This is a genomic window from Paenibacillus vulneris, assembly GCF_039543185.1.
Taxonomy (GTDB): Bacteria; Bacillota; Bacilli; order Paenibacillales; family NBRC-103111; genus Paenibacillus_S; species Paenibacillus_S vulneris.
Genome location: NZ_BAABJG010000015.1, coordinates 76009 through 100124, shown reverse-complemented (window position 1 = coordinate 100124; position 24116 = coordinate 76009). Strand labels below are relative to the sequence as shown.

The following is a 24116-nucleotide window of genomic DNA, read 5'->3' as shown; positions in this document are numbered from 1 at the left end:
AAATGTATATTGTATGACCTGGATAGTAGATTGAATTGTACCTAATGTAGTACTTTTATGAGGTATTTGTCAATGAATCGCTTGAAATTCGGCATGAAGATGCCGTTATTTCAGCGAAAATTGGATGGAATTCAAGACTTCATTTAACCGCTGCCATTGCTTGTCCGTCTTCACCGCATCATTAATTCTCAGGCGAATGGTGTATACGATACCGTTTTTCTCAAAGACGTACTCGTTCAGCGTATACGGGATGTTTTTGCTTTTATATTGAACGGCAAACTTCTTTACATCCGTGCCGAACAAGGATTCATCGGTTTCCGTATATTTATAATTCGCGTCATTTTCCGAATTTTTCTTATACTCCTGCTCAACCCGGTTCAACACTTCATCCAGACCCGAACGATCGTCGGCGGATAGGGTCATGCTGCCGCCCGTGAACGGGAAGAACTTGCTCGGATTATCGGAGCTTCCGTCCAGCTCGCCTTCAAACCAGAGCTCAGGCAGCTGTAAGGAGTAGCCATACTTATTGTTCGTGTAGGTAACCGTCCTGTCCGGATCGATCAAGTCGTCCTCATCCTGAATGATTCCTAACGACCGGTTTAAGCCTTCTTTGGAGAATTGAATCGAGCCGGTCCAATCGGAGATCTGCTTCTCCAGCGTCTCATTGTTGGATGCCTTCGGGTAAGACATGGTGAGCTCGTATTTATACTTGTCCTTGATAATATAATATACGTATGTTTGCTTCCATTTATCGCCCATGGTCCAGCTGTATGTATTCTGAATGGCAGGAACGCCGCCAACGGTCGTCTCTTTCGGCCCTTGCGTCTCCCGGTATTCCTCCACGTAAATGTTCTTGAACTCCTTTTCCTGCCGTGCCGCCCAGTCCGCCAGCGTATCCCCTGACGCAGCAGAGCTGATTCGCACATAGATCCTCTGCTCTCCGTCCTTGCTGCTGTAGTCCATTTCCGAGCCGTAGTCGGATTTATTCCATTCCTGCGGCAAATCAAAGCTCAGCCCGTATTCGGTCGTCACGGTATGTTTGTCTTGATATACCGAAATATCCTTTAACGATCCGTTCTTCGCATCGTAATCGAGCGAGAAGGAATCGAGCACATCGATAATACTGTTACGCTGCGCCGCGCTGCTTTTGTTATCACTCGTATTTACTATTAACGTCACCATATAAATTTTATCGTCCTTTAAAAACGCGCGCGACTGGTAATACATGACATTGGCATTTTCACCGACCAGTTTAGCATAGGGCCGGGTACCGGAGCCGTCATTCACATATCGTTTCTCCAATATGGTATCGATTTCGGCCTGTCCGTCCAGCTTTTTAAGTAATGCCAGAGGAGACAGGTCTTTGCTTTGTTTCTCCTGAACACGAATCATCACAGCATACTGCCCTTTTGCATCCGCGAACATCACCTTGTCCCCTGTGGACGACTGGCTCGTCTGAACCAGACCTGACGGGTATTTCATCGACCAGCCGAAATGGCTGTCCCCTATCATCGTCTTGCCTTGATCCGCATCAATATAGGAGCCGTCCGAATCAAGCACAGAATTGGAGCTCCCGGACTTGTCTTCTCCAAGAACAAAATCAATTGTCTTCGTGTCGGAGCCCGATTTCAGCTTCAGCTGTACTTTATCCTCCGGCAAATATTTCTTCAGTGCTTCGTTATACTCAACCATATTATGTATTTGAACGGAATTGATGGCGAGCAATGTGTCCCCTTGCTTGATCCCTGCCTTCGCCGCTGTCGAATCCGGTTCCACGTAGGTTACCTCGAGCCCGCTGCTGGTTGGGAGCCCCACTACCGCTTCCCAGCTTTCTGCCAGCTCCAAATGTAACGTTGGACGCTTCACTTGGCCATACTTAAAAAATTGATCCAAAACATATTGCACGGTGTCAACCGGGATCGCAAAGCCAAGACTATCCACTCCATACTCGACATATTTCATGGTATTGATCCCGATAACCTCGCCCTTCATATTGACGAGAGCGCCGCCGCTATTCCCCGGGTTAATGGCCGCATCCGTTTGAATCAATCGGTACTTGGATTGTACCGAACGTTCCATTCCGCTAATGATCCCTGACGTGACTGAATTCCTTAATGCAAAGGATAACGGGGTACCGATCGCCATAACCGACTCGCCGACATGGATATCCGAGGCAGAAGCAAATGTAGCCGGGGTAAGTCCCGTTGCTTCAATTTTTACAAGCGCCAGATCACTTTCTTCATCGTAGTGAGTCGTTTTTCCAGAGTAGGATTTACCGTCTGAGGTCACAATGGTCAGGTTGCGCATGTTCTTTACGACGTGAGCATTGGTTAAAATATACCCGTCGTTTCGAACGATGACACCTGTCCCATGAGCAAGCTGGTATCTATCCGATTGGGATATTTTTTTGTCATCGCTCGGTCTGCCGATGATAGCCACAACGGAGGATGTGGTTTTCTCTACCAGGGTGGGGATAGAGGTCCCGTTAGGCAGTGAATCCGCGTATACCGGTGTTGTCATAACGGCAGCTGCAACCATGACAGCCATGGAGCCCTTCATAACTCCCTTGCTCAATGTTTTCAATTTCTTCATGCTGTTTCTCCTATCAACAGTTTGCATATCCCCTAAATCTTACCTACTCTATTGCCAGAGTGCAAGAAAAAAATAGAAGATTCTAGCAGCAATGACTTAACCTTCCGCATAAGAAAAACGATCCTATCACCAGCATAGAATGCTGAATAGGATCGTGAGTACGCTGACGCTATAGATTCCGCTATTGAATTAACTGCTAGAGCTGCTGGAGCTGCTGCCAATACCGCCTTTGGAAGCCGATGATCCGCTCGATATGCCGCTGCTCGATGACTTGCTGCTCGAAGTTCCTGTACTGCCCGAAGAAACGGAGGAGCTTTTGGATGTCGTTGAGCTTGACGATCCCGAGGAGCTTGTAGATCCTGAGCTTGACGTACTTCCGGTACTCTTTGGAGCGGCTGTAGAGCTTTTATTTGTGTTATTCGTTGCGGCAGACGACCCTGACGTAGTAAATGAACCCGTACGATTGGAAGTCGAAGGTGTCGGTGCCGGAGTAGCCGTTGGAGTGCTGGTAACGGCAGGCGGGACGTTTCTGACATCCGTTGCGGTATTCGGCCGGGTATTCGTGACAGGCTGTTGTCCCGATTTGCTCAAGCTGCCCGCAGCCGCACCGATGACTGCTCCCGCTATCGCGCCTGCAAGTAGTCCGGAAGAAATCGAGGACTCCCGCCCATAATATGTTCTTCCGTCATGAGTGTACGTGTAATCCTTGTTATACGTATCGCCTGAATCATCACATTTATTGTCGTTATTATCATCCTGACAATAGTCCTGGGCAGTTCCGCCGTAAGGAGGAGCGTCAGGATCTGCCGTTTGCTGGCTCGGGGCCGGGGACTGGGTAGCGGCTACCTGCCCGTTTGATGCCACCGGTGCCTGTGGAGGCTCTTGACCGCAGCCGGCCAGAGCTGTCGCCATAAATAAAGATACTACCAATGCGGACTTGGTAAGTGGTGCACCCTTCGCTTTGTTGTCGTTGGTTTGTTGTTTTTGTAACAATGCAATTCACCTCATTTTGACGTCTGACGATACCGTCGAACACCTTTTTCGTAACCATTGTAACGATTTTTACACTTTCAAAAAAAGAAAATTACTATTATTTTACTATAAATCTACAAAATAGTCTCGTGTTAGAAGAAAATTGACATTTTGTCGGCCGATTACGTTGTCGTCTTATGGAGCCATGATGATGGGTTTCTACACTTTGATTTGTTTTATAGCTTCTCTCATATCCTGGGTCATTTCATTCAAAGCAACGGCGGAATCCGCCATTTGCCGGACCACATTCAGCTGACTGTCCGTCAGCTCGCGAATATGACGCGTCTGGTCGGACGATACCTTGGCAATATCCGCTATGCCCATTACCGAGGCGGCTACTTCCTCAGACCCCGCGGATATTTGTTCCGCAGCGGCGGAGATATCCTGAATCTGATCCGCTACAAAACGGAATTGGTCCACGATCGCGGTCAGATACTCTTCGGCATGCTCCGAAAGAACGGTTCCCGTCTGCACTTCCTGCGCCCCTGTGCTCATCGCTTCATGGATGCGCTCTGACTCATTCTGCACATTATGGAGCAGGACGCCGATGTTCAATGCAGAGCCTGCCGCATGCTCCGCAAGCTTCCTGATCTCACCCGCAACTACGGCGAATCCGGCACCATGCTCACCGGCCCTTGCAGCCTCGATGGATGCGTTAAGTGCCAGAAGTTTCGTCTGATTCGCAATGTCGGCAATCCCGCTTAGCGCGCTCTCAATCTCTTGGGAATAGCCTTGAAGCGCCTCCACTCTTTGTGCGGCTTCTCCTGCGGCGGCGGAAATCGTATAAATTTGAAGATTCATTTGATGTATCGCCTTTTTGCCGGATTCTGCATGGTTGAGCACCTTGTGGGATGCGTCCGCTGCGGTTAGTGACGCCTCGGAGATTCGCTGAATCGCCGTCGTTATTTCTTCCATAGAGCGGCTGCTTTCATCCGTACTCAGGCTTTGGGCTTGTGCCCCTTCCGCTACTTGGCTGACCGCACGGTTAGCCCTCGTATGGATCTCGAGAACCTGCTTCGCGTCGGAAGTGAATCGGTCAGAGGATAATACCAGCTGTTCGGATGTCTGGACAACGCGGGATACCATCCGGCCAATGATCGTGTTCAAGCTGACGGACATTTGAACCATGGCCTGATAGACCGCACCAATCTCATCCGAAGACCTGACCGGATGATCCGTTAACAAGCGGTTGGCATCGGCGAGCTCTCCGGATGCGATATGCCTGGACGCCGCTACAATCCACTGAAGCGGCCTTAATGAACGCACAAGCACCCATGTAATCAATAAAAGAATCAGGATCAGTATCCCCGCCATCAGGCTGTAGAAGGGAATACTTTGACGAATCAAATCGCGGCTTATAGAATCCGTAACCGAAGCTTCCGTATCAATGCCAAGGACCCCGATCATCGTGCCGTCCGCTCTTTTAATAGGAGCATAGGAAGAGATATACTTTCCATACTGCGGGTTGTCTATAATAGACGAGCTGGCTGTTTCCCCTGCTAATAGTGCTTTTACCGCCTCTTCCGGAATATCCGTCACCTCATTGATAGGGGATGCCGATTCCGAGTCTCTAGGTTGACCGTCAATCATGATAAGCGGTCTCTGGCTTTCGTCAACCCTAACAATGTATACGTACAAAGCGCCAATTTGTTCCCGAAATTCATTTAGCTCCAGTCGAATAGACCAATAGCTGTCGTTTTCCTGCGGACTTTTCAAGAACGGTTCAATTCGGGAGACATCCAGCTTCTTGGCGTAGCTGTCCGCCATTCGGATTCCGTAGCTTGTAATAACTCCTTGTGCTGCTGTCTTAACGTTGCTGATCTGCAAATAAACATACCCGGCGGATAACAGGATCATCGCGGCCATAACTACGGCGGCAATCCTCAATGCCAGGCGATTTTGAAGCCAATTCGAACCCCTCATTTTATCTAGCCCCTTTGGTAAATGACTCTTTACGGCACATTGCGCCGACATGCCTCTTTTCTTTTCGACAAATTTTTCCTCTTCCCTTCCCGGAATGAGCATTTTTTCCTATAAAAATTAATTAAGCCCCACAACTGGGGCTATGGCTTCAAAGCAGATTCAGGTATTTCGTAGGAAGACACGAAATGTATGAATCCAGAGATATCAAAAAAGTGCTTCCGCTAAAGTCGCAGAAGCACCCCTATTGTCTTAGTTAATTGGAACCATATTGGGACGTTGCAAGTCATATAGACGAAGCTGGAATAGACTATTGCTTCAGCTTCTTGACGATGAAATCGGCAATACCGGTCAGCATAATCGTGATGGACAATGCTCCAAGCGCATAAGGAACGACTAGCGGAACGACCCTGTAGTCACTAATTTTAACCCAATGCAGAAATAACGGGTACAATAAGAGCAGCGCAAAGAACACGATCATCTTCATTCATCCAGATCCCTTCATGCAGTTTCAAGATTAGTTTACATGACTCCCCCGCTCTTTTCAAACCTTAAAACTGCACTTGGGAATGAAGCATAACCGAACATACGTATTCAATCACCCGGCTTACTCTCGTCTCCACGAATTTGATATTCGATTGCGCACAAGGTACCGATTGGAATCATTTCGCTTAAGTAGCTTCCGACAAGCTCCTGTTCCCGGGAATCGATAGGTCGTTCCGTGTGAAATTCAAAATGCAGCGTTCCTGTTTCCGCGTCATAATCGACGTAATCCAATTGTCCAAAAGGGATCATTTCGTTCATGGTGTCCATGATTTCGTCTTGATCCAGTCCCCGGCTGAGCACCTTCTTCTGCAGCTCATCCGGCAGCTCCGGAAGCTGCGGCACCTCGTCATCCTGCACCAAATGGTACGGTTTAATCTTGAAGCAGACGTAAGGATTCAAATATTCGGAGGCGTATTGCTTCAGGTTACGGATATCGTGATCCGGGAGCTGCAGATCTTCATTCCACGCATAAACCGTCACTTTATGCCTCCCCTCCGAGTGAATGCGGACATATCGAAGATGCGGAAACCGCATTTTTATCATTTGCTCCGATAGGATGCGAGCTCTCATCATATCACCTCTTTGATTATGATTCTCCGCCTTTGTAATAACGCTTACACTAACTTGCGATGTAAGCTATCCATTGATAAAAAGAAGGGCAGCGTTCCTCCACAAGGGAAAGGGCTGCTGCCGCCTTCATTAATTGGCTTCCGGTACTCTTAAGCCGAGTCCTTCCGCTATACGTTGTCCGTACTCCGGATCCGCTTTGAAGAAATGTCCGATTTGTCTTAGCTTAATCTCGTCGCTTTCCACCGGCTTCATAGCCGCGACAATGGTTTGCACAAGCCGTGAACGCTCCTCTCCGTTCAGCAGCCGATACAAGTCTCCAGCCTGGGTATAGTGGTCATCGTGATCATAAGGCACGCTATCCGCTTCACCATGAATCTCAAAAGCGGCCGGTTTATCCGACTTGGACTCCGAGGGTCCTCCGAAGCTGTTCGGCTCATAATAGACGGAGCCGCCGCCGTTGCCATCAAACCGCATTTGACCGTCGCGCTGATAATTATTCACTTCGTTACGCGGACGATTGATCGGCAAGGACTGGTGATTGGCCCCTACGCGGTATCTGTGAGCGTCATGGTAGGCGAATAAGCGCCCTTGCAGCATTTTATCCGGCGATACCTCGATCCCGGGCACCAATGTTCCTGGAGAAAACGTAGCCTGCTCGACCTCTGCGAAGTAATTTTCCGGGTTCCGGTTCAGAACCATCCGCCCAACCTCGATTAATGGATAATCCTTCTGCGACCATACTTTGGTGACATCAAACGGATCGAACCGGTACGTCTTTGCATCCTCAAGCGGCATGATCTGAACACAGAGCTTCCAGGAAGGAAAATCTCCCTTTTCAATCGCATTGAACAGATCCTCCGTATGGTAGTCCGGGTTTTCAGCTGCAAGCTGAGCCGCAAGCTCCGCCGATAAGTTCTGTATGCCTTGTTCTGTTTTAAAATGATATTTTACCCATACTCCCTCACCCTGAGAATTGACCCATTTGAACGTATGGCTGCCGAACCCATGCATATGCCTGTAGGTAGCCGGGATTCCGCGGTCCGACATCAGAATGGTCACCTGGTGCAGTGACTCCGGAGATAACGACCAGAAATCCCATATCGCATTCGGATTCTTCAGATGAGTTTGCGGGTGACGCTTTTGCGTATGGATGAAATCCGGAAATTTGATGGCATCGCGGATAAAAAAGACAGGGGTATTATTGCCTACCAGGTCATAATTGCCTTCATCCGTATAAAACTTGACGGCAAATCCCCTTGGGTCCCGTACCGTATCTGCCGAGCCACTCTCCCCTGCAACGGTCGAGAAACGTACGAATAGCGGTGTTTTCTTCCCTACTTCCGATAAAAAATCCGCTTTCGTATATCTCGTCAAATCGTTCGTAACTTCAAAATAGCCGTGCGCCCCAGCTCCTTTGGCATGAACGACCCTCTCCGGAACCCGCTCACGGTTAAAATGCGCCAGCTTTTCCAGGAGATGAACGTCCTGTATAAGGGTTGGTCCCCGCGATCCGGCCGTAATTGAATTCTGGTTGTCGCCTACCGGAGCTCCCCAGCTCGTTGTAAGCTTGTTCTTGCCCTGGCTCATCCTTATATCACCTCATTAATAGTTTTGAAGTAGTACCCATTAAAGCGATCGCTCAGGATGTTCTCGTGAGAGTTGTCTACTTATATGATCTATATGTATTCAACAGGTGTACAGTTCATTCGCACTCTGCAGCATACGAAAAATCCCCCTGTCCACTGTTCAAGTGAGCACGGGGATATTATCATTGTATATATTTAATAGCCTCTTTCCCGATTAACGATGCCTTGCAGCCTCTCGCCTTGTTCATACAACCTGAGGTTTTTCAAGAAAAATCTCCCTACATCGGCCGCATGGCTTTGTCCCGACAAATGAGGAGTGACATATACGTTAGGCAGCGACCAGAATGGATGCTCCGGATCAAGCGGTTCTTGTTCAAACACATCCAGGATAGCCGCTTGAAGCCTTCTTTCCCTCATCACTTCTACCAAATCGGCTTCTGCTATGAGCTGTCCGCGGCCAACATTCACCAGCGCCGCTTCAGGCTTCATCAAAGACAGGATATCTTTGTTAACCGCATATTGCGTTGCAGGAGTTAATGGCAAGGTGAGCACCAAATAATCCAGATCTTTGACAAACAACGGCCATTCCTCTGCCGTATAATGTTCGTCTACCAGCTCCGCGTTCGCTCCGCTGAAGCTCAAACCATGTACTTTCATATCAAACGCCCGAGCTTTTCTCACCACTTCTGAACCGATCGAGCCCAACCCTGCTACGCCGATAATTTTATTGTTTAATGTATCCACTTTGAAGGGATCCCAATGTGAGCGCTTCTGAGCCTCAAGCATATTCGGGAGTCCTTTGGTTATGTACAGCAAAAAGGCAAATACGTATTCAGAGATCAATCCGCCGAATTGATCTGTAATTCGGGTAATCGTTATCGATTCCGGAACGTCCGGGTCTGACACCAAGTCATTAATTCCTGCACCTGTGGACTGAATCCACCGGACGCTGGAAGCCTCGGGCCTAGTTAATAAAGCGGTTGGAAATTTCCAGCCTAATATGACCTCCGTACCCTGTAAATGGCTTAAAGCCTCTTCTTTGGAGGAAGCAGTCTGTATCGATATATACCCATGCTCACGCAGGAAATTGGCGTAGGTATCAGCCTCATGATGGTATACTAAAATATTTGGATGACGCTTGCTCATACCTTGTTCCTCCCCATTTTCGTGTCTTTTATGGCTTCTCTTAGTAGTAAGCCTTGTCCAACTGAAGTCTAACACACCCCTGCGGTTTGCGAAACCATCATTCCCATGCGGGGTTCAAAAATATTTGCATTTCACAAAGGTATAATTCTCATCCATACTCATACTTTTTCTTAGAAGTATGATCTTTGAATGTTTTGTGAATGCTTCAAATTCGGTAAAAAGGGTAATAAATCCCAGACGGAACACTTGCTCTACTCTTACAGTACTTAGAACCAGTATAAGGAGTGATTAGGATGAAAAAACTCAAAACGAAATTATCCATCATTACCATTGGTGCATCGCTTATGCTTCCCGCCGCCGTTGGCGCTGCAGCTCCAACAGATACACAGAAGCCTTCCACGACCGATCCAGGAACCATCGTTATCTCACAAACCGTGCAAACGAAGGTCAATGGTATTTATGTACCCGGCATTTATGTCACCAATAAAGATTCTCTCGTTGCTTTTATTCCTGGCGGAGTAGGCTTGGTCGTCGTAGACAAAGGAACGGCTCTTCCAAAAGGCGCATATTACGTTAATTAAGCATGAATTACCTGCACTGGGTGACTCAAAAAGTGAGAAGTGACTTCGAAACGGATGCATAACTTTGCGTGGAACCTCCAATATATTTCCTTATATGTCAAAAAAACATTAGCTGATGGGGCTAATGTTTTTTTTGATTGTTCTTTTCATTTCCTTGCTCTTCCCCACACACTCCGTGTTTAGATGAACAAACAATCATTGTTTTCTCTAGGATTGAAGTCGTTATGTGCAGACGCAGGGATTGCCTACATGTAACGCAGCCAAATGGGAATACCCCGATTTTTTCAAAATTCTTGCTGCTTTCTTGCTGTGGTATTTGGAATCGGAGATGACGATGATACTAGCCTCTTTACGTAACTCCTTCTTCTTAACAAAGGGCAACCGGCCTAATGAAATATGAACGGCTCCATCCAAATGTCCTTCATAATAATCTACCGAGTCCCGTACATCGAGTAGAATGACCGGCTTATCGGAGCTTTTCGTAAAATTGCCTAAGTCTCTAGCATCCAAATATTGTAATCCCCTCACTGGTTTAATGCGTTGATACATCAAGATAAAGAATACAAACAGAGCAAGCATAAAAATCATTGGCATCCTCCCCTGTTAAATCACTGAAATGGATAGCTTCTCTATAAAAGGTTGCACTCAGCATTAAGATGAAAATAATACCCCATAGGGTATGTGATAAATCAAAAAAAGATGCGGTCATTCTCAACCACATTGTATTGCAAATACCCGGTATGGGTATATTCATACTATACTTTTTTTTCAGACTTACGTCAACTCCGCTTTGACAAAAAAGCGACCGTATTCGGATGATCCGTAAATACGATCGCTATCGGGGTTAATTAATAAACTCACATTCATTCGTTACCATCAATCCGGCACTACATAATAATGTTTTCCGTATATATTAATAACCTCTTCATTATTTATTTTCTTCCCACTGCGATGAGCAAGGTATTGGATGTATTCGATGGCGGCCCTCTGATCTCGTTCGTTCAACCCATCTAACAAGTGAAACAGTTTTTCTTTGCTGTCCATAATAATCCTCCTCTCAATTGTACACTGCTGAGACGGAAAGACTTTTTTGCTTTTGGGAGCACGAAAAGCACAAGGCTAGACCTTGTGCTTCAATAAGCAAATCTATCCTTCCCACAGTCGCTTACGAGGTTAGCTGTCGGATTCGGGCGGTGAGAATACGCCCTACAATAGGCAGCTTGCCGCTGCATATCGATTCACCCCAAATAACTTGGTTCCCCCGTTTTTCTAAAAAGAAAACTCAGCGATTTAAATATAGAAATTATACCATATATTATACCTTTTATTGATGAATAATGTAAAGCCTAATTTGACTATTGGTTAAAAAGAGCCCCCCTTCTCTAGATTACAATCCGCATCTTTATCCTATTACCCATAAATTATTTTATGTAATCTGAATTGATTCCATTGTGATCATTATGAACTCCCAAATTCAAATCCGCGAACCTTTGCAAAAACCATCGTATTCATCAATGAACCATCTGTTCTTCTGTCATCGCAACGAAGCGTGCCTTCCAGCGTGAAGCCTGTCCTGACCGCAACTTGAATGCTTCGTGCATTAATTGAATCGCATCGGATCTCTATACGATTCGCTTGCAGCTGGGCTATAGCAAATTCTGTAATCCCGTTTACGGCTTCCGTAATATAGCCTTGTCCGAGGCAGGATGTTCTTATCCAATAACCGATTTCAAATTTTCTTGTTTCCCAATCCACCCTATGAAGACCACTGCATCCGACCAGCTTTCCCGTATTCTTATGCAACAGGTACAGCCTGAGATCGGACCGCTCCAAATAACGAAGCCTTGCCTGGCGTACACCGGTCTCGGATTGCTCCAGCGACGGAGCTTCTTGGGCCCAGGGCAGCCAAGGACGGAGCTGTTCAATGCTTTCATGAATAGCTTCATACACCATCGATCCATCCTCCGCCTGGGGAGCGCGAATCATAAGGCGCTCTGTTTCCAGGCTTTCGGGGATATCGAGGAGCAGTGGATTAACCGTGCTCATTGGCCATCTCCCCCCCATATTCCAATTGGTTTACCAATAGCAATTCTCCGCAACCAGCACTTCGTTCAGAAACTGCCCGGTTAAAGAAGCTTTAACTTTTGCCACTTCCTCAGGAGTGCCGCTCGCAACCACGGTTCCTCCGTTCTTCCCGCCTTCGGGTCCCATATCGATAATGTGATCGGCCACCTTGATCATATCAAGATGATGCTCGATGACGATAACGCTATGTCCCGCATCGACCAGCTGTTGAACGCAATCAATCAGCTTTTGAATATCCTGAAGATGCAAGCCCGTGGTGGGCTCATCCAGAATATATAAATTATGAGCTCCCCGCTTCAGCTTACTAAGCTCGGTAGCAAGCTTGATTCTTTGCGCCTCCCCGCCGGACAAAGTCCTGGCGGATTGCCCCACTCTTAAATAACCGAGCCCAAGCTGATTCAGCACATTTAGCTTATGCAGGATATAAGGCTGGTCGGAGAAAAAGTCTACCGCTTCTTCAATACTCATTTCCAGCACATCAGCAATGTTTTTGTTCTTGATTCGAACATCCAGCACTTCATCATTAAAGCGGGCGCCTTTGCATACAGGGCAGACCGATTCGACATCCGGCATAAATTGCAGCGGAGTCGTTACAATTCCTTCCCCTTGGCAGTGCTCGCATCGGCCGCCATTTTTTTGGTTAAAGCTGAAATCGTTCTTGCCAAGCTCCTTACCGGCTATGGAGGCTGCCTCCGCATATAACTCACGGATACGGTCAAAGAAACCTACATAGGTCGCTGCATTGGAACGTGAGCTTCGACCGATCGGGGATTGATCAATATTTATGATTCCCGTTAAGTGCTGATGGCCTTCAAGCGAATCATGTTCACCGGGTACAATGCGTGCGTCGTGAAACACGGAATAAAGCTGTTTATAGATGATCTCATTCACCAGCGTACTCTTCCCTGAACCGGAGACCCCAGTGATGCATACCAGAAGTCCTAACGGGATATCCACATGGACATTTCGCAAGTTATTGGCTCTTGCGCCCTTAAGAGACAAATGGAGACCTGATGCCTGACGGCGTTTGGACGGCACTTCGATCTTTCTCGCCCCGGACAGGAACGATCCCGTGATCGAGTCGCCATTTGCCCGAAGCTGCTCGGCCGTACCTTGGGCAATGATTTGACCGCCATGGGTTCCCGGACCCGGTCCGACTTCAATAATATGATCTGCGCTGCAAATCGTATCGATATCGTGCTCAACCACAATTATGGTATTTCCTGTGTCTCTAAGCTTTCTTAACGTATCTACAATCCGAATACTATCCCTGGCATGCAGTCCAATGCTCGGTTCATCCAGAACATATAACATGCCCATAAGGCCGGAGCTGATTTGGGTAGAAAGCCGGATTCTCTGGGCTTCGCCCCCGGATATGGTGTCGGAGCGCCGCCCCAGGCTTAAATAATCCAGACCGATGTCAAGAAGCAATACAAGTCTTGATTGAATTTCTGCAGTAATTTGTTGGCCGACATGCTGCTTCTCGACAGAAAACGAGATACCGGATAGGAATTGATGAAGCTCTCTCATAGAAAGGCTGCACAGCTCGTGTATATCTTGATTGCCAATCTTAATGCAGAAGCGCTGCGGCTTGAGCTTCCTCCCCTCGCAATCCGGACAGGTATGCTCCACCATAACCCTTTTGTAAAATTCATCCTCTGATGTGGTGGAGGCTTTGCGCTTCAAATACAGCTTATACCAGCGATTGACCATATTGACGAAGCCGCCGTAGCCCATCATTTTCCCATCATGACGAGATTGGGTCTTAGGCGCATCAGGAGGTGCGACGAAAGGAAATTTCTGTCCTTTGGTTCCGTAAAATAATAGATTCATGACAGACTCTGGTAATTCTTTCAGCGGAGTTTCCAAGCTGAACCCATAGTGCTTAGCCATGCTGTGCAATATGGACCAGCGCCAGCTATTGGCGGTCGTGCCTAGCAGCTTCGTATCCAGAGCCCCCTTGGCAATGCTCTTATCCTCATTTTTGATCAGGAATCGAGCCTCCGTTCGCATGAAGGTACCGATGCCGCCGCATGTCCGGCAAGCGCTTTCCGGATCATTAAAGGAAAAATAGGAAGGATGCAGCTCACCTAGCGTAAGATGGTGCACCGGACAGGCAAACCCGCGATAAAAAGCATCCCGTTCAAATTGGGTTCCCTCCGGCAGCCGAAGGATATCAAATCGAATAAAGCCCTCACCTACGAGCTTCAAGCTATTTTCAATGGTCTTGTTCAAAACCTTGAACGTATCCTTGGCAACAATAAATTTGTCAATTACAACCTCCATCTGATAATCCAGCTCATCGTCAAGCTCAAGGGGATCCCCCAGACTGCATAGAGCACCGTCTATTTTCACCGAACGAAAGCCCTTCGTCCGTATCTCGTCGAACAAGGTTTCGTAGTCTTCGCCAAAAATTTTATAGATGGGTGCAAGAACTTCAACCTCAGTCCCCTCAGGCAGAGACTGAATATGCTCTATCATTTGGTTCACCGTACGAATAGGCACGGGATGGTCACAGAACGGACAGTTCGCTTCACCGACGGAAGCAAACAGCAATCTGAGAAAATCATAAATATCCGTCATGGTCCCTACGGTCGATCGCGGATTCACAATCCCCTTCTTCTGCTCAATCGCAATGACGGGAGACAGACCGAAGACAAAGTCCACATCCGGCTTTTTCAGCTGATTCATCCTGCTCTTGGCAAAGGTAGATAGCGACTCCAGAAACCGCCGCTGCCCTTCCCCATAGATGACCTCGAAGGCAAGGGAGGACTTGCCAGACCCGCTGACCCCAGTAATAACCGTCATCTTATCGCGGGGAATGTTCACGTCGATATTTTTCAAATTGTTCTGTCTTGCACCGCGAACTTCAATGTACTGTCTCAATGGCACCTACATCTCCCATCCCAAATCATCTAGATTTTCATAGCAATAAGCAGGTTCATACAGCTCAACGCGGCTCTTGGGTGTTGCTTTTGCCTCGCCTTCCATTTTCGCAAGAAGTCCAAGCTCCGCCAGCCAGTCGCATGCGGTAGTGATAGAACCGTTATCCATTTGAACAATAACACCCAGTTTTTCTACAATATCAGTCGATGTACGAACGTCACCCTCTTCTTTTAAGTAGGCTAAGATAGGCTGGAATAGCTTTTCGGCACGTTCTTTCAAATAATGATGAATAGCCTGAAGGGCATCGTGGACCTCCTGCTCCGTTACTTCCCGTGTCACCAGCTGGATGTAAACAATATGGAAAAATTCGGGGTTATAAGCCAACGCCTGCTGAACTGCTTCTCTCATGGGCACTTCACCGTTCAGAATGACTTCGATTTGGGCAAGCATATCCACCAGCTTCATAATCCAGAGAGCGCTGTAGGCCGAATCCTTCTTGACATAAAGCCATTTCTCCGCCTTCGCCAGCATCCCAAGCGTATGACATCCTACTCGCATCAGCTGCATTTGGCGGTCACGTTCGCCGACGACGCGGATTTGTTCGAAATACGGTGTAATGGAGCTGTCCTTGGTAAATAAAAGGGTACTTCGAACCAGCATCGAATGGCTAATCGAGCTTTGCAAGGAACGTTCTATCCAACGCTTGAAATCGTTCCGTGTCTGAATACTTGTATTGATCGGAACATCGTTCTCAACAAAGCACATATAGCTTTTACTCAGCTTTTGCTCGTGAACGATAAGCTTCAAGTCGATGTCAGACTTCTCCCATACCTGGTCGTAAGATAAGCTTCCCATCAATATTGCGGCTATGACTTGGTCATCCTGCTTGATTTTATCCACGAAGGTTTGCAGCGCATCCCGAAATATTGCCGTCATGGATTCCCCTTGCCTGGTCCGCTCCATAATTGCCTCCTGCAATCTCTAATATTTAAACATTATTCCATATATATCCACATTTTCCCTATTATACAGCACATACGTTCGCTATGTAAATATAATTTTTATGCAAATAAAAAAGATAGATGTGCAGTCTAACTAGACTGATCTATCTTGAATGATTACTCGGTATGGATTTGGGAAACGGTATCGCTTGTTTCATTCAATCCTGGAGCAGAAACAGCATCAGCGCTTGAAAAAAAGGAGCGCGAATCTTTCGGCTCCTTTTCAACAACACCTACTATTTTAATAGAGGAAGTACAACGATCTCATCCTGTTCGAAGAAAGCATTCACCCATACAGAATGTCAATAAGATTTAGAAATAAGTTCCACTCAGCGGTTCGTTATCCGAGAACAACTCCTGGTTAATCCTCAGCATATGAGACAGGATCTCATTCAGTTTGACCGTGTCACAGATACGAACATCCGCATCACCAAGCTTGCCCATTCTTACTGCACCATGCTCCAGCAGCACGTCTTCTACTTTCCAGAAATGCATCGACCAGGATAAGCCGCAGTGCCTTCTGGATGGTACGCGGATTTCAGTGCCGTCACCCAGCACAGTAAATAGCTCTTCATGCCCGTCGGTTAAGCGTCCAGGAATGTCCATCCATTCCTCAATCCCATGAATGAATGTATTTCTGCGTAAATCTACCCCTACAAGGATAATGGTTGCTTCACGATCGAGCAGCTTACCCCATGCCGATTCCCGATGACACGGAGTATCAAAGCGCTCATCACCCTTCACAAATTCCTCTGCATCCCTGCCGAGTGCGGCTACGGAATGGGTAGGATGGTAAGAACGGAGCACACCCGGGCGCTTGCGGAACAACTCAGGCAGGATCCCGACGCAAGACGGTGATGACTCCAGGTAAAACTTCGGATTGCTTGCATTGATATACGACCATGTATGCGTCGGCAGCACAAGCAGGCCATCCTTCATGTATTCCGACAAAGCATCGAGTACCGTATCGGCCCCCTGTTCAACTGCTCCAATACTTTTCATCGATGAATGCATCAGGGTTGTTCCTTTAGGATCAATGCCCATCCTTTCAAGATCGTTCATTAAACTGGCTTTCGTATGCACTGCATATAGTCCCCTTTCGTTGATTCAAGTTATCTAAGTCATCACATGCATATTCTCAATAGTTTACTACATTCGATAGTCGATTAACAAAGCGAGCGTTTGCGCCAATTGCAGCCTGCTCACTTGCCCCACATGGAAAAAAAAGCCAACAGCTTCCACTGTTAGCTTCTGTCATTAGGTTCATTTTCTTTTGAAGCTTTTTAGCAAAAGGTCCATCGGCTCTTTCATATCGGAATCACCGCGATGGTAATGCTCCAGCAGCTTATCCAGACGAGCGACTTGATGACCATAATCGTACATGGCTGCAGCCACGACCGAAAGCCGCAGTATTCCCGAAGGCTGGTCTTGATAACGTTCAATAAGCGTAGACATAAACTGTTCGTTATCCGCCTCGATATCCAGACCTTCCGAGCTGTCCGCTTTAAGCTTGTTATCAAACTTGAGCAGCACATGCTCGTGGTACTTGATCAATTTCTCCAAGTGTCCGTCGAAGAAGGCATCGGTCTGCGGGCCCCGATTCGCCTGAAAAAAATGTTCGTCTACCGTGTCCAGCACCTCAAGACCCTTGGACAATGTTCGAAGCATCTGCTTGTAGATAACCAGATGGCGAATCATGCTGAATTTGCCGCGCTTAAGCTTCTTGACTTCTTCTTCCATAAGCTTATATTTGCCGGCCAAAAGCTGCAGGGAGTTAGACAGTTCTCCCTTCTCTTCCCGGAACACTGTCTCTTTGATTTCGTCGGAAATGACCGTACGAAGAAGAAGTGACATTTTGCTAAATACAGTATGAATTTGCGCTTCGAACTGGTCCTTCGGCTTGGGCGGGAAGAATAATACATTGATTAAGAAGGCGCTCCCTATACCAATGAGGCTTAATAAGAAGCGGTTCACTGCAAATTCCCATTCCCCAGAAGCTTCCATCACGGCCACTACCGTTACTAATGTAAGACCGATTGTTTCTTCCAACCCCATCCTCAAACAGATCACGATGACAAGAATACAGACAATCCCGATCGAGATCACATTATTGGAAAAAAACGTTCCTGCAAGCAACGCCAGTGCCGCTCCAAGCACATTGGTTTGGAGCTGCTCCAAAAAATATCGCCAGGATCGGTAGATCGAAGGCTGCATTGCAAAAATAGCTGCGACTGCCGCAATAACGGGAGGAGTAAAGTTTAACAAAGCACTAAGATATAATGCCAAGGTCACTGCAATTCCTGTCTTCCACACGCGTGCTCCGAAAACCACATAGCCTCTCCTTCCTTATCATGTTATCCATCTTATCTTACACGGCCCAAGCCCAGGATGCAAAGGCTTCCTATTAAATATTTTAGAAAAAAAACTCTTCACATCAACGTATTTTGTGTTACTATTTGTACATTGAGTAGCACGGGTTGGTTGAATAAGAGGTAAACAAGGCATGGAGCAGGAGGAAAAATGCGGATGTTACGGAAGATTTGGGAGAGCAAGGCCTCATGGGGAGGGTATTATCTTGTCATTTTGGCGCTGCATGTTATAGGTATTGCAGGTCTTATGACAGCCGCCCGCAGCGATGCTGCGTTTTGGAGTCTTGGGCTATTGGCTTATGCTTTTGGGTTGAGGCACGCGTTTGATGTAGACCATATTGCGGCTATCGATAATACAGTTCGTAAGCTGATTCAGCAAAAGCGTAATCCTCTTGGGGTCGGCTTTTACTTTTCATTGGGTCACTCCTCTGTTGTATTTCTCATGGTGTTAATCATTGCTTTATCCATGAAGTGGGCTCAGGACGCGATGCCTCAAATGCAGGAGATCGGCGGGCTTATAGGAACTACCGTATCGGGAGCGTTTCTTGTTATCATCGGATTGATCAATCTCATGATCTTGTTGAATTTGCTTCGAGTGTTCCGAACCCTAAGGCAAGGACGATTTTTGGAAGAACAGCTCGAGGCTCTTCTTGACTCCAGAGGCTTTTTCTCCCGATTATTAAAACCGATGTTCCGGTTCATTAGCCGGAGCTGGCATGTGTATCCTTTAGGCTTTCTGTTTGGTCTTGGCTTTGACACAGCAACAGAAATCGGTTTATTGGCTATCTCGGCCGGTGCGGCCAAAACATCAGTACCCGTATTCGGGATCATTGCTCTTCCCCTGTTATTTGCAGCCGGCATGAGCTTAATGGATACGGCCGATGGAATGTTCATGACCAAGGCCTATCGCTGGGCTTTTACAACACCTGTTCGAAAGCTGTATTACAACGTAACGGTAACGACCGTCTCTGTCATTGCCGCGCTAATTATTGGAATGGTCGAATTAATACAAGTATTAACCGATAAATTCAACCTGCAAGGCCCGTTCTTTGCATGGATTGGTGAGTTGGATTTTGGAGATCTGGGTTATCTGCTAGTAGGTTTATTCATACTGGCATGGCTGTTATCCGTAACCGTATGGAAGGTCATGAAAGTAGAGCACCGGTATAAGGCTGTATAAGACAGGAAAGGACGGCATCGTTCGGTTACCCGAGTGATATCGTCCTTTTTTTCGACATTTGCTTGATAAGCATACGGAAAGCCGTAGTTCCCACCGATGAGATTTGGTATTTTTTACCCAGTATGTACTTTCCCCGATGCACTGCTACTTGTAGACTACGGGTTCATTCCGAAACTGAATTCTTACCGTTACAATAATAGCGGCAAGAACGGCTACAGGTACCCATATGATAGCAAGAGGATGTGAAGTTTCGGCAATAGTCCCGATAATAGCGCCAAGACAATAAATTACAATAGCCAGCAGACGCAGCAAGGATTCCTGACTGAACGTCATCTTCGTGTCCCTGCCGAACAATAAGCGCAGCTGCTGAATCCCGTCCTCGATTACATTCGCCAAATTATTTGTAAGTACCGTTGTCGATATCCCGGCAATGCCGAGTCGCCTTGCGGCCGTGGTTTGCATTCCCATAGCCACGCTTAGAAGAATAATCAGGAAATAAACGCCAGAATCCGTTTCTCTAATCCAACCGGAAGTTATGGCAAATGCCACAAGGATCATCCATTCGATGCTAAGTGCGGTTGTGACAGCCCTTGGCCATAGCGAGGGGGTCTTATCTTTGTTTACAATAAGTGCGGCTAAAGCCGTGCCTGCAATAAAGCCTACTAATGCAATAACGGACCGAAGAACGGCAAGACCTTCCACACGGCCAATGGATAACCCCATCAAAACTATATTGCCCGTCATATTGGCTGTAAAAACATGGCCTAAGCCCAAATAACCCACGACATCAACAATCCCGGCTGTCATACAAAGCAGTAGAATGATGATATGGCGATAGGTGGAAGTGGACATTCCCATACAGCTCCTTTCTAGCGAGAGGTTCATTGGTTTCATTAAAGCATAACACAATATTCCTCATACTGTAAAAAAGGCTGTTCATGTCCTAACATACTGCACAAGTTCATTTAGAAGGAAATTTAATGGAAAAAGCAGCTTATTCGTAAAATCGAGATGAACCGCTCCTGCATGTTCAAAACTTATTCAAAACTGGTCTGATACTGGAATAGAAATCCGGTGTTGATTATTCTCGACTATGTAACCGCCTGTATCAGGGTCTTTCCCAAACCACATTCCTCTGGCATGCATTTCTGCTGCAACCAGTAATATAGGTTCCTTAATAGCCTCCGGATCAGACAAACGCTGCTTTTCCAACTGCTGAAGCTTCATCTCTATTGCTTCCAATCCTCCCATACAGAGCTCGAAATCGAAGTAATGTTCATTCATAGTAAAATAAACAGCATAAAATTCCAAAGGATGATTCAGTTTGTAATAGGCATAGCGTATAGCAGCCCACACATAAATAGCAGCTTGAGCCTTTGGGAACAAATACTTGATTTTCTTGCATGCATCAAAGAACCATACGGGAATAGGATATTGTGCTAATCCTTCAAGCTTATCCTCCGGAATTCCTTGCCCTCTGCGAACATGCTCAGTAATTCGATATGCCAGATCTTTGGGAATCCCCCATTCGATCAGCTTGGACATAACGTCTTCCCTGAACGCAAGGACCGACTGAAGCTTCAGGTCGCTTGATCTTAGCAATTCTTGAGCATTCCCCTCCCAAGCCCCATTTCCATGCGAAAGGCCGCAAATTTGTAATAGGTCATTGTAGGTAGTCGGCTGAAGCTCCCCCAGCATGTCCCTAACAAAATCCACTTGCATCTCCGGGATGCCATAGACGGCGGCTCCAGCCTGTCTTTGCTGTGAACAGATGCCCAAGGCCTCGGAAGAACGAAATAAACTGAGGACGTTCACATCATTCATTGGAATCATCGCCGGATCTACGCCGGTTAGCTTGCTCATTAAAGTGAAGAATCCTGCATCACGATGCTCCAGAAGATCCAGCTTAAACAGCACCGGTTCCAACTCCCTGTAATCAAAATAACTCGTCTTCCTCATCTGACCCTGACACTTATCTATAATAACAGGAGTTAAATCCTCAGCTTTCCTATTGGCAGGGAGAATAAAGATGCCATGATAGTTAAGAGTACCCGCATAAAGAATTCGTTCGTTCCCAAACTGTTCTTCCAATAACCGAAGAATTCGGGCCTGACTAGGTCGAGGGATATACAAATCCATATTGGGAGGACGATCATAAGACAATCCCATAAACATCTCACAAGGGATAGCATGGCCGTCCCCAACCATAGTTTCCCCGCAACGGGGGCAAACCTTATCCGGCAAATCCGCGCCATTGCCCGAAGCATCGTGTACCCACTCATTATGCCTGCATGCATTGCAACGATAATGCGGTAATAAGGGATTTATTTCCGTTAATCCGAGACAATAGGCAACCAGGGAGGATCCCGCGGAGCCCCGCGCTGTGACGGTGTCACCCCATGACTTCGCATGCCTCGCTATGTCGCCGGAAATCAAATAAGCGGATGCATAACCGTTGTCGATAATCCCGCCCAGTTCAAGCTCTAAGCGGCTAATGACTGGGTCCGGCAAGCTGCTCCCGTACATCCTTGCAGCAGAGGAATAACATAAGGAACGAAGCTGGGCTTCTTCTCCCTCCAATGTTGGATAAAGCCGGTGTCTGGGGATTATCTCAACCGCTTCGAATTGAGCAGCCAATTGGCAGGTGTTGGTGACGGCAAGCTCAAATGCTTTCTCTGGACCAAGATGCTGAAAATTGTTCAGCATTACTTCAGTAGATTCGTATTGCTCTCCGTTTCCTACTGCAATAACCCACTTGTTAAGCCGCTCCCCGGCTTCGAGTAACCTCCTTTGTGCCTGTTCAATCTGATCAAATGAATAGATAACACCGTCAATTATGAATTGGTTATCATCAGTTATGGGATGAAGCTGGATAATGTCGTAAAATCCGGCAACATCCTCGACTTCCTCCTTCGTTTTGGTCAAAGCCGCCTTCATAAGTTCATTATCCAGTCCTGTATTGGCGATAAGCAGTCCTTCACGACTCTTGGTTAAACAATCTTTTCTAATTGGCGAAGAGTGTTGACCGTCGAGAGACGATATAAGCTCAAACAAATGCCTTTTCCCCGTCTTATTTAACACATAGAAGATGCAGGATGTTTCTTGGGTCTCACTCCATATCGTCAATTCAAGCCCATACAATAGATGAAGCTGTTCTTGCCGGGCTATTTTCTCCGCTGCAATGAAGGAGTGTACCTCACCTCGACCGACAATGCCTATACGCTTTGTTCCCTGATCAGTAGCTTGCTTAATGCAGCTATCGAAATGCATCCCGCGCTCTCCACGATGATCCGCAGTATATAAACGGAATTCGACTCGAGTGGCTTGTCCATACTCTGAAGCCGCAATGGCTTTATTGTTTCCCTGATTGTTGGATTTGTTCACAGCTATTCCCTCCTATGGATCAGCCTTTATGTAAAATATATAATTTGAGTTGATATTCAACTCAACATTTAGACGTAACGAAATTAGAACTCCATCGAAAGCTGTACATGCTCCGTTCTGTCTTGCGCACCCCAGAAGTATATGCGTCCATTGGAATCAATGTTCAATAGTTGTGCTTGCGTTAAACGAACCGTCAGAGCGGATATGGATACGCGGAGCCCTTCTGCCAAACGATACAGATGCGACAACTGAATGAGTCCAATCCTTCTTAATTGCGTAATCGCGCGCTCCAAAATAGGCCGAGGCATCAGTAAACATCCTGCAAACAAATCGGCTTGCACTTCCACCATGGGCTTCTGGGCAAAACTACGGCAATAAAATGGGGCTGCGGTATGGGCAACGGACAACTCCACCCTAGCCTTGGACAAACGCGTCCAATAAGGAGTTCCCTGAGCATGAAGCACCCAATGGCCTAGTTCATGAGCAAGTGTAAAATGATAGGTTCCTATTTTCTCCTCGAATAAATCGCGATGCGTCTCGTTTAACACAATCTGCTTTTCTGTTGGAAATATTGCCGCCATGACCATCCCCTGCTGATCAAGGTGATCAATCGGCTCCCAGCCGATGTTTAAATCAAAATGAAACTCGATAATTTCCTCAATCGGTACAGACCGAATCATTTTATCATAAGGATCAAATCCATAATCCATTAAGATCCGCTCTGTTAATTCTTCCATCTGCTCTAGAGAAATATATCGGGCTGCCTGCAACGCTCCTACCCCCTTTCGTTTTCGCCGATGATATCTTTAATTTGCTTCCATTGTGCGGGCGAAAGCTCAGATGCTTTTCTTAAAAATACGGGAACATCTTTATTTTGCGTTATTACCTTCTGAAAGCTGCTGGGTACCTTGTTGGCGGCTAAAATAAGCTCGTCCGCCTCAACATGGAGAATATGCGCCATCTTAATAATCTTGTCCTCAGCCGGAGGGTCCATCGTGCCGCTCTCAATCTTGCTGATGTAAGTAAAATCGATCCCGACCCACTCGGCCAGCTCTCTCTGCGTTATTCTGTTTTGCTTTCTCAGTTGCCTCAAACGTTCGCCAAATTCGCTCATGATGTCCTGACCCCTTTTTTATTACCAGTATTGCCCATGTTGAGTATTTTGTCAACAAAATTCGTTAACTTCTCTGTTTGTCTTATATGACAGAAGAATTGGAGCACCTGCACGGAGCAGATGC

The 24116-nt window shown here is 46.8% G+C and carries 20 protein-coding genes and 1 riboswitch; of the genes, 3 read left to right on the top strand and 17 right to left on the bottom strand.

Annotation, left to right across the window (positions count from 1 at the left end):
* Positions 1-105: 105 nt before the first annotated feature.
* Positions 106-2592, bottom strand: coding sequence for a trypsin-like peptidase domain-containing protein (locus tag ABEA66_RS14075; RefSeq protein WP_345588147.1), 2487 nt, complete (start codon positions 2590-2592; stop codon positions 106-108).
* Positions 2593-2821: 229 nt separating this feature from the next.
* On the opposite strand from ABEA66_RS14075, the gene ABEA66_RS14070 reads away from it, so the two are divergent.
* The gene (locus ABEA66_RS14070; RefSeq protein WP_079909487.1) at positions 2822-3265 is read left to right on the top strand and encodes a hypothetical protein; all 444 of its coding nucleotides are present in this window, start codon (positions 2822-2824) and stop codon (positions 3263-3265) included.
* 518 nt (positions 3266-3783) lie between these two features.
* On the opposite strand, the gene ABEA66_RS14065 is transcribed toward ABEA66_RS14070, so the two are convergent.
* From ABEA66_RS14065 to ABEA66_RS14045, 5 genes are all read right to left on the bottom strand, one after another.
* On the bottom strand, positions 3784-5547 hold the full coding sequence (locus ABEA66_RS14065) for a methyl-accepting chemotaxis protein (RefSeq protein ID WP_345588142.1): 1764 nt from the start codon (positions 5545-5547) through the stop codon (positions 3784-3786).
* A gap of 307 nt (positions 5548-5854) precedes the next feature.
* The gene (locus ABEA66_RS14060) at positions 5855-6031 is read right to left on the bottom strand and encodes a hypothetical protein (RefSeq protein WP_179135926.1); all 177 of its coding nucleotides are present in this window, start codon (positions 6029-6031) and stop codon (positions 5855-5857) included.
* A 107-nt stretch (positions 6032-6138) separates the two neighbouring features.
* Positions 6139-6570, bottom strand: a complete 432-nt coding sequence (locus ABEA66_RS14055; protein ID WP_345588140.1) for a hypothetical protein — start codon at positions 6568-6570, stop codon at positions 6139-6141.
* Positions 6571-6789: 219 nt separating this feature from the next.
* The gene (gene katA, locus ABEA66_RS14050) at positions 6790-8247 is read right to left on the bottom strand and encodes a catalase KatA (RefSeq protein ID WP_079909484.1); all 1458 of its coding nucleotides are present in this window, start codon (positions 8245-8247) and stop codon (positions 6790-6792) included.
* Between the two features lie 194 nt (positions 8248-8441).
* Complete coding sequence (locus tag ABEA66_RS14045) at positions 8442-9392, bottom strand: D-2-hydroxyacid dehydrogenase (RefSeq protein WP_345588136.1); 951 nt, start codon at positions 9390-9392, stop codon at positions 8442-8444.
* Between the two features lie 293 nt (positions 9393-9685).
* Between ABEA66_RS14045 and ABEA66_RS14040 the strand changes: the two genes are divergently transcribed.
* The gene (locus ABEA66_RS14040) at positions 9686-9973 is read left to right on the top strand and encodes a hypothetical protein (protein WP_345588134.1); all 288 of its coding nucleotides are present in this window, start codon (positions 9686-9688) and stop codon (positions 9971-9973) included.
* Between the two features lie 222 nt (positions 9974-10195).
* On the opposite strand, the gene ABEA66_RS14035 is transcribed toward ABEA66_RS14040, so the two are convergent.
* The 7 genes from ABEA66_RS14035 to ABEA66_RS14005 form a co-directional block, all read right to left on the bottom strand.
* Positions 10196-10561 carry a rhodanese-like domain-containing protein gene (locus ABEA66_RS14035; protein ID WP_179135925.1) on the bottom strand — a complete coding sequence of 122 codons (366 nt, stop codon included), beginning with the start codon at positions 10559-10561 and terminating at the stop codon, positions 10196-10198.
* Between the two features lie 288 nt (positions 10562-10849).
* Complete coding sequence (locus ABEA66_RS14030; protein ID WP_179135924.1) at positions 10850-11017, bottom strand: hypothetical protein; 168 nt, start codon at positions 11015-11017, stop codon at positions 10850-10852.
* 103 nt (positions 11018-11120) lie between these two features.
* Positions 11121-11271, bottom strand: a riboswitch (cyclic di-AMP (ydaO/yuaA leader).
* A gap of 160 nt (positions 11272-11431) precedes the next feature.
* Positions 11432-12019: a GNAT family N-acetyltransferase gene (locus tag ABEA66_RS14025; protein WP_345588130.1), complete on the bottom strand. Its 588-nt coding sequence runs from the start codon at positions 12017-12019 to the stop codon at positions 11432-11434.
* A gap of 30 nt (positions 12020-12049) precedes the next feature.
* A complete protein-coding gene (gene uvrA, locus ABEA66_RS14020; RefSeq protein ID WP_345588128.1) occupies positions 12050-14950 on the bottom strand; it encodes an excinuclease ABC subunit UvrA in 2901 nt (966 codons plus the stop codon).
* Entirely contained in the window at positions 14951-15907 is a 957-nt protein-coding gene (locus tag ABEA66_RS14015) for a hypothetical protein (RefSeq protein ID WP_345588126.1), read from the bottom strand.
* A 350-nt stretch (positions 15908-16257) separates the two neighbouring features.
* Positions 16258-17028, bottom strand: coding sequence for an AAC(3) family N-acetyltransferase (locus ABEA66_RS14010; RefSeq protein WP_345588124.1), 771 nt, complete (start codon positions 17026-17028; stop codon positions 16258-16260).
* Between the two features lie 180 nt (positions 17029-17208).
* Positions 17209-18276 carry an FUSC family protein gene (locus ABEA66_RS14005; RefSeq protein ID WP_079909475.1) on the bottom strand — a complete coding sequence of 356 codons (1068 nt, stop codon included), beginning with the start codon at positions 18274-18276 and terminating at the stop codon, positions 17209-17211.
* 195 nt (positions 18277-18471) lie between these two features.
* On the opposite strand from ABEA66_RS14005, the gene ABEA66_RS14000 reads away from it, so the two are divergent.
* On the top strand, positions 18472-19494 hold the full coding sequence (locus tag ABEA66_RS14000) for a HoxN/HupN/NixA family nickel/cobalt transporter (RefSeq protein WP_345588121.1): 1023 nt from the start codon (positions 18472-18474) through the stop codon (positions 19492-19494).
* A gap of 144 nt (positions 19495-19638) precedes the next feature.
* Here the strand turns inward: ABEA66_RS14000 and ABEA66_RS13995 are convergent, their stop codons facing one another.
* From ABEA66_RS13995 to ABEA66_RS13980, 4 genes are all read right to left on the bottom strand, one after another.
* Positions 19639-20346 (bottom strand): YoaK family protein, encoded by a 708-nt coding sequence (locus ABEA66_RS13995; protein WP_345588119.1) that lies wholly within the window; start codon positions 20344-20346, stop codon positions 19639-19641.
* A gap of 189 nt (positions 20347-20535) precedes the next feature.
* Positions 20536-22878 (bottom strand): PHP domain-containing protein, encoded by a 2343-nt coding sequence (locus ABEA66_RS13990; RefSeq protein ID WP_345588117.1) that lies wholly within the window; start codon positions 22876-22878, stop codon positions 20536-20538.
* A gap of 83 nt (positions 22879-22961) precedes the next feature.
* Positions 22962-23648, bottom strand: coding sequence for an ImmA/IrrE family metallo-endopeptidase (locus ABEA66_RS13985; protein WP_345588115.1), 687 nt, complete (start codon positions 23646-23648; stop codon positions 22962-22964).
* A gap of 5 nt (positions 23649-23653) precedes the next feature.
* On the bottom strand, positions 23654-23992 hold the full coding sequence (locus ABEA66_RS13980) for a helix-turn-helix domain-containing protein (protein WP_192704190.1): 339 nt from the start codon (positions 23990-23992) through the stop codon (positions 23654-23656).
* Positions 23993-24116: the final 124 nt, after the last annotated feature.

Excerpts from the sequence above, each read along its gene's own strand:
- ABEA66_RS14075 (WP_345588147.1), bottom strand. The coding sequence starts at position 2,592 with ATGAAGAAATTGAAAACATTGAGCAAGGGAGTTATGAAGGGCTCCATG.
- ABEA66_RS14065 (WP_345588142.1), bottom strand. The coding sequence starts at position 5,547 with ATGAGGGGTTCGAATTGGCTTCAAAATCGCCTGGCATTGAGGATTGCC.
- ABEA66_RS14060 (WP_179135926.1), bottom strand. The coding sequence starts at position 6,031 with ATGAAGATGATCGTGTTCTTTGCGCTGCTCTTATTGTACCCGTTATTT.
- katA (WP_079909484.1), bottom strand. The coding sequence starts at position 8,247 with ATGAGCCAGGGCAAGAACAAGCTTACAACGAGCTGGGGAGCTCCGGTA.
- ABEA66_RS14045 (WP_345588136.1), bottom strand. The coding sequence starts at position 9,392 with ATGAGCAAGCGTCATCCAAATATTTTAGTATACCATCATGAGGCTGAT.
- ABEA66_RS14040 (WP_345588134.1), top strand. The coding sequence starts at position 9,686 with ATGAAAAAACTCAAAACGAAATTATCCATCATTACCATTGGTGCATCG.
- ABEA66_RS14035 (WP_179135925.1), bottom strand. The coding sequence starts at position 10,561 with ATGATTTTTATGCTTGCTCTGTTTGTATTCTTTATCTTGATGTATCAA.
- ABEA66_RS14030 (WP_179135924.1), bottom strand. The coding sequence starts at position 11,017 with ATGGACAGCAAAGAAAAACTGTTTCACTTGTTAGATGGGTTGAACGAA.
- ABEA66_RS14025 (WP_345588130.1), bottom strand. The coding sequence starts at position 12,019 with ATGAGCACGGTTAATCCACTGCTCCTCGATATCCCCGAAAGCCTGGAA.
- ABEA66_RS14015 (WP_345588126.1), bottom strand. The coding sequence starts at position 15,907 with ATGGAGCGGACCAGGCAAGGGGAATCCATGACGGCAATATTTCGGGAT.
- ABEA66_RS14000 (WP_345588121.1), top strand. The coding sequence starts at position 18,472 with ATGTTACGGAAGATTTGGGAGAGCAAGGCCTCATGGGGAGGGTATTAT.
- ABEA66_RS13995 (WP_345588119.1), bottom strand. The coding sequence starts at position 20,346 with ATGTCCACTTCCACCTATCGCCATATCATCATTCTACTGCTTTGTATG.
- ABEA66_RS13980 (WP_192704190.1), bottom strand. The coding sequence starts at position 23,992 with ATGAGCGAATTTGGCGAACGTTTGAGGCAACTGAGAAAGCAAAACAGA.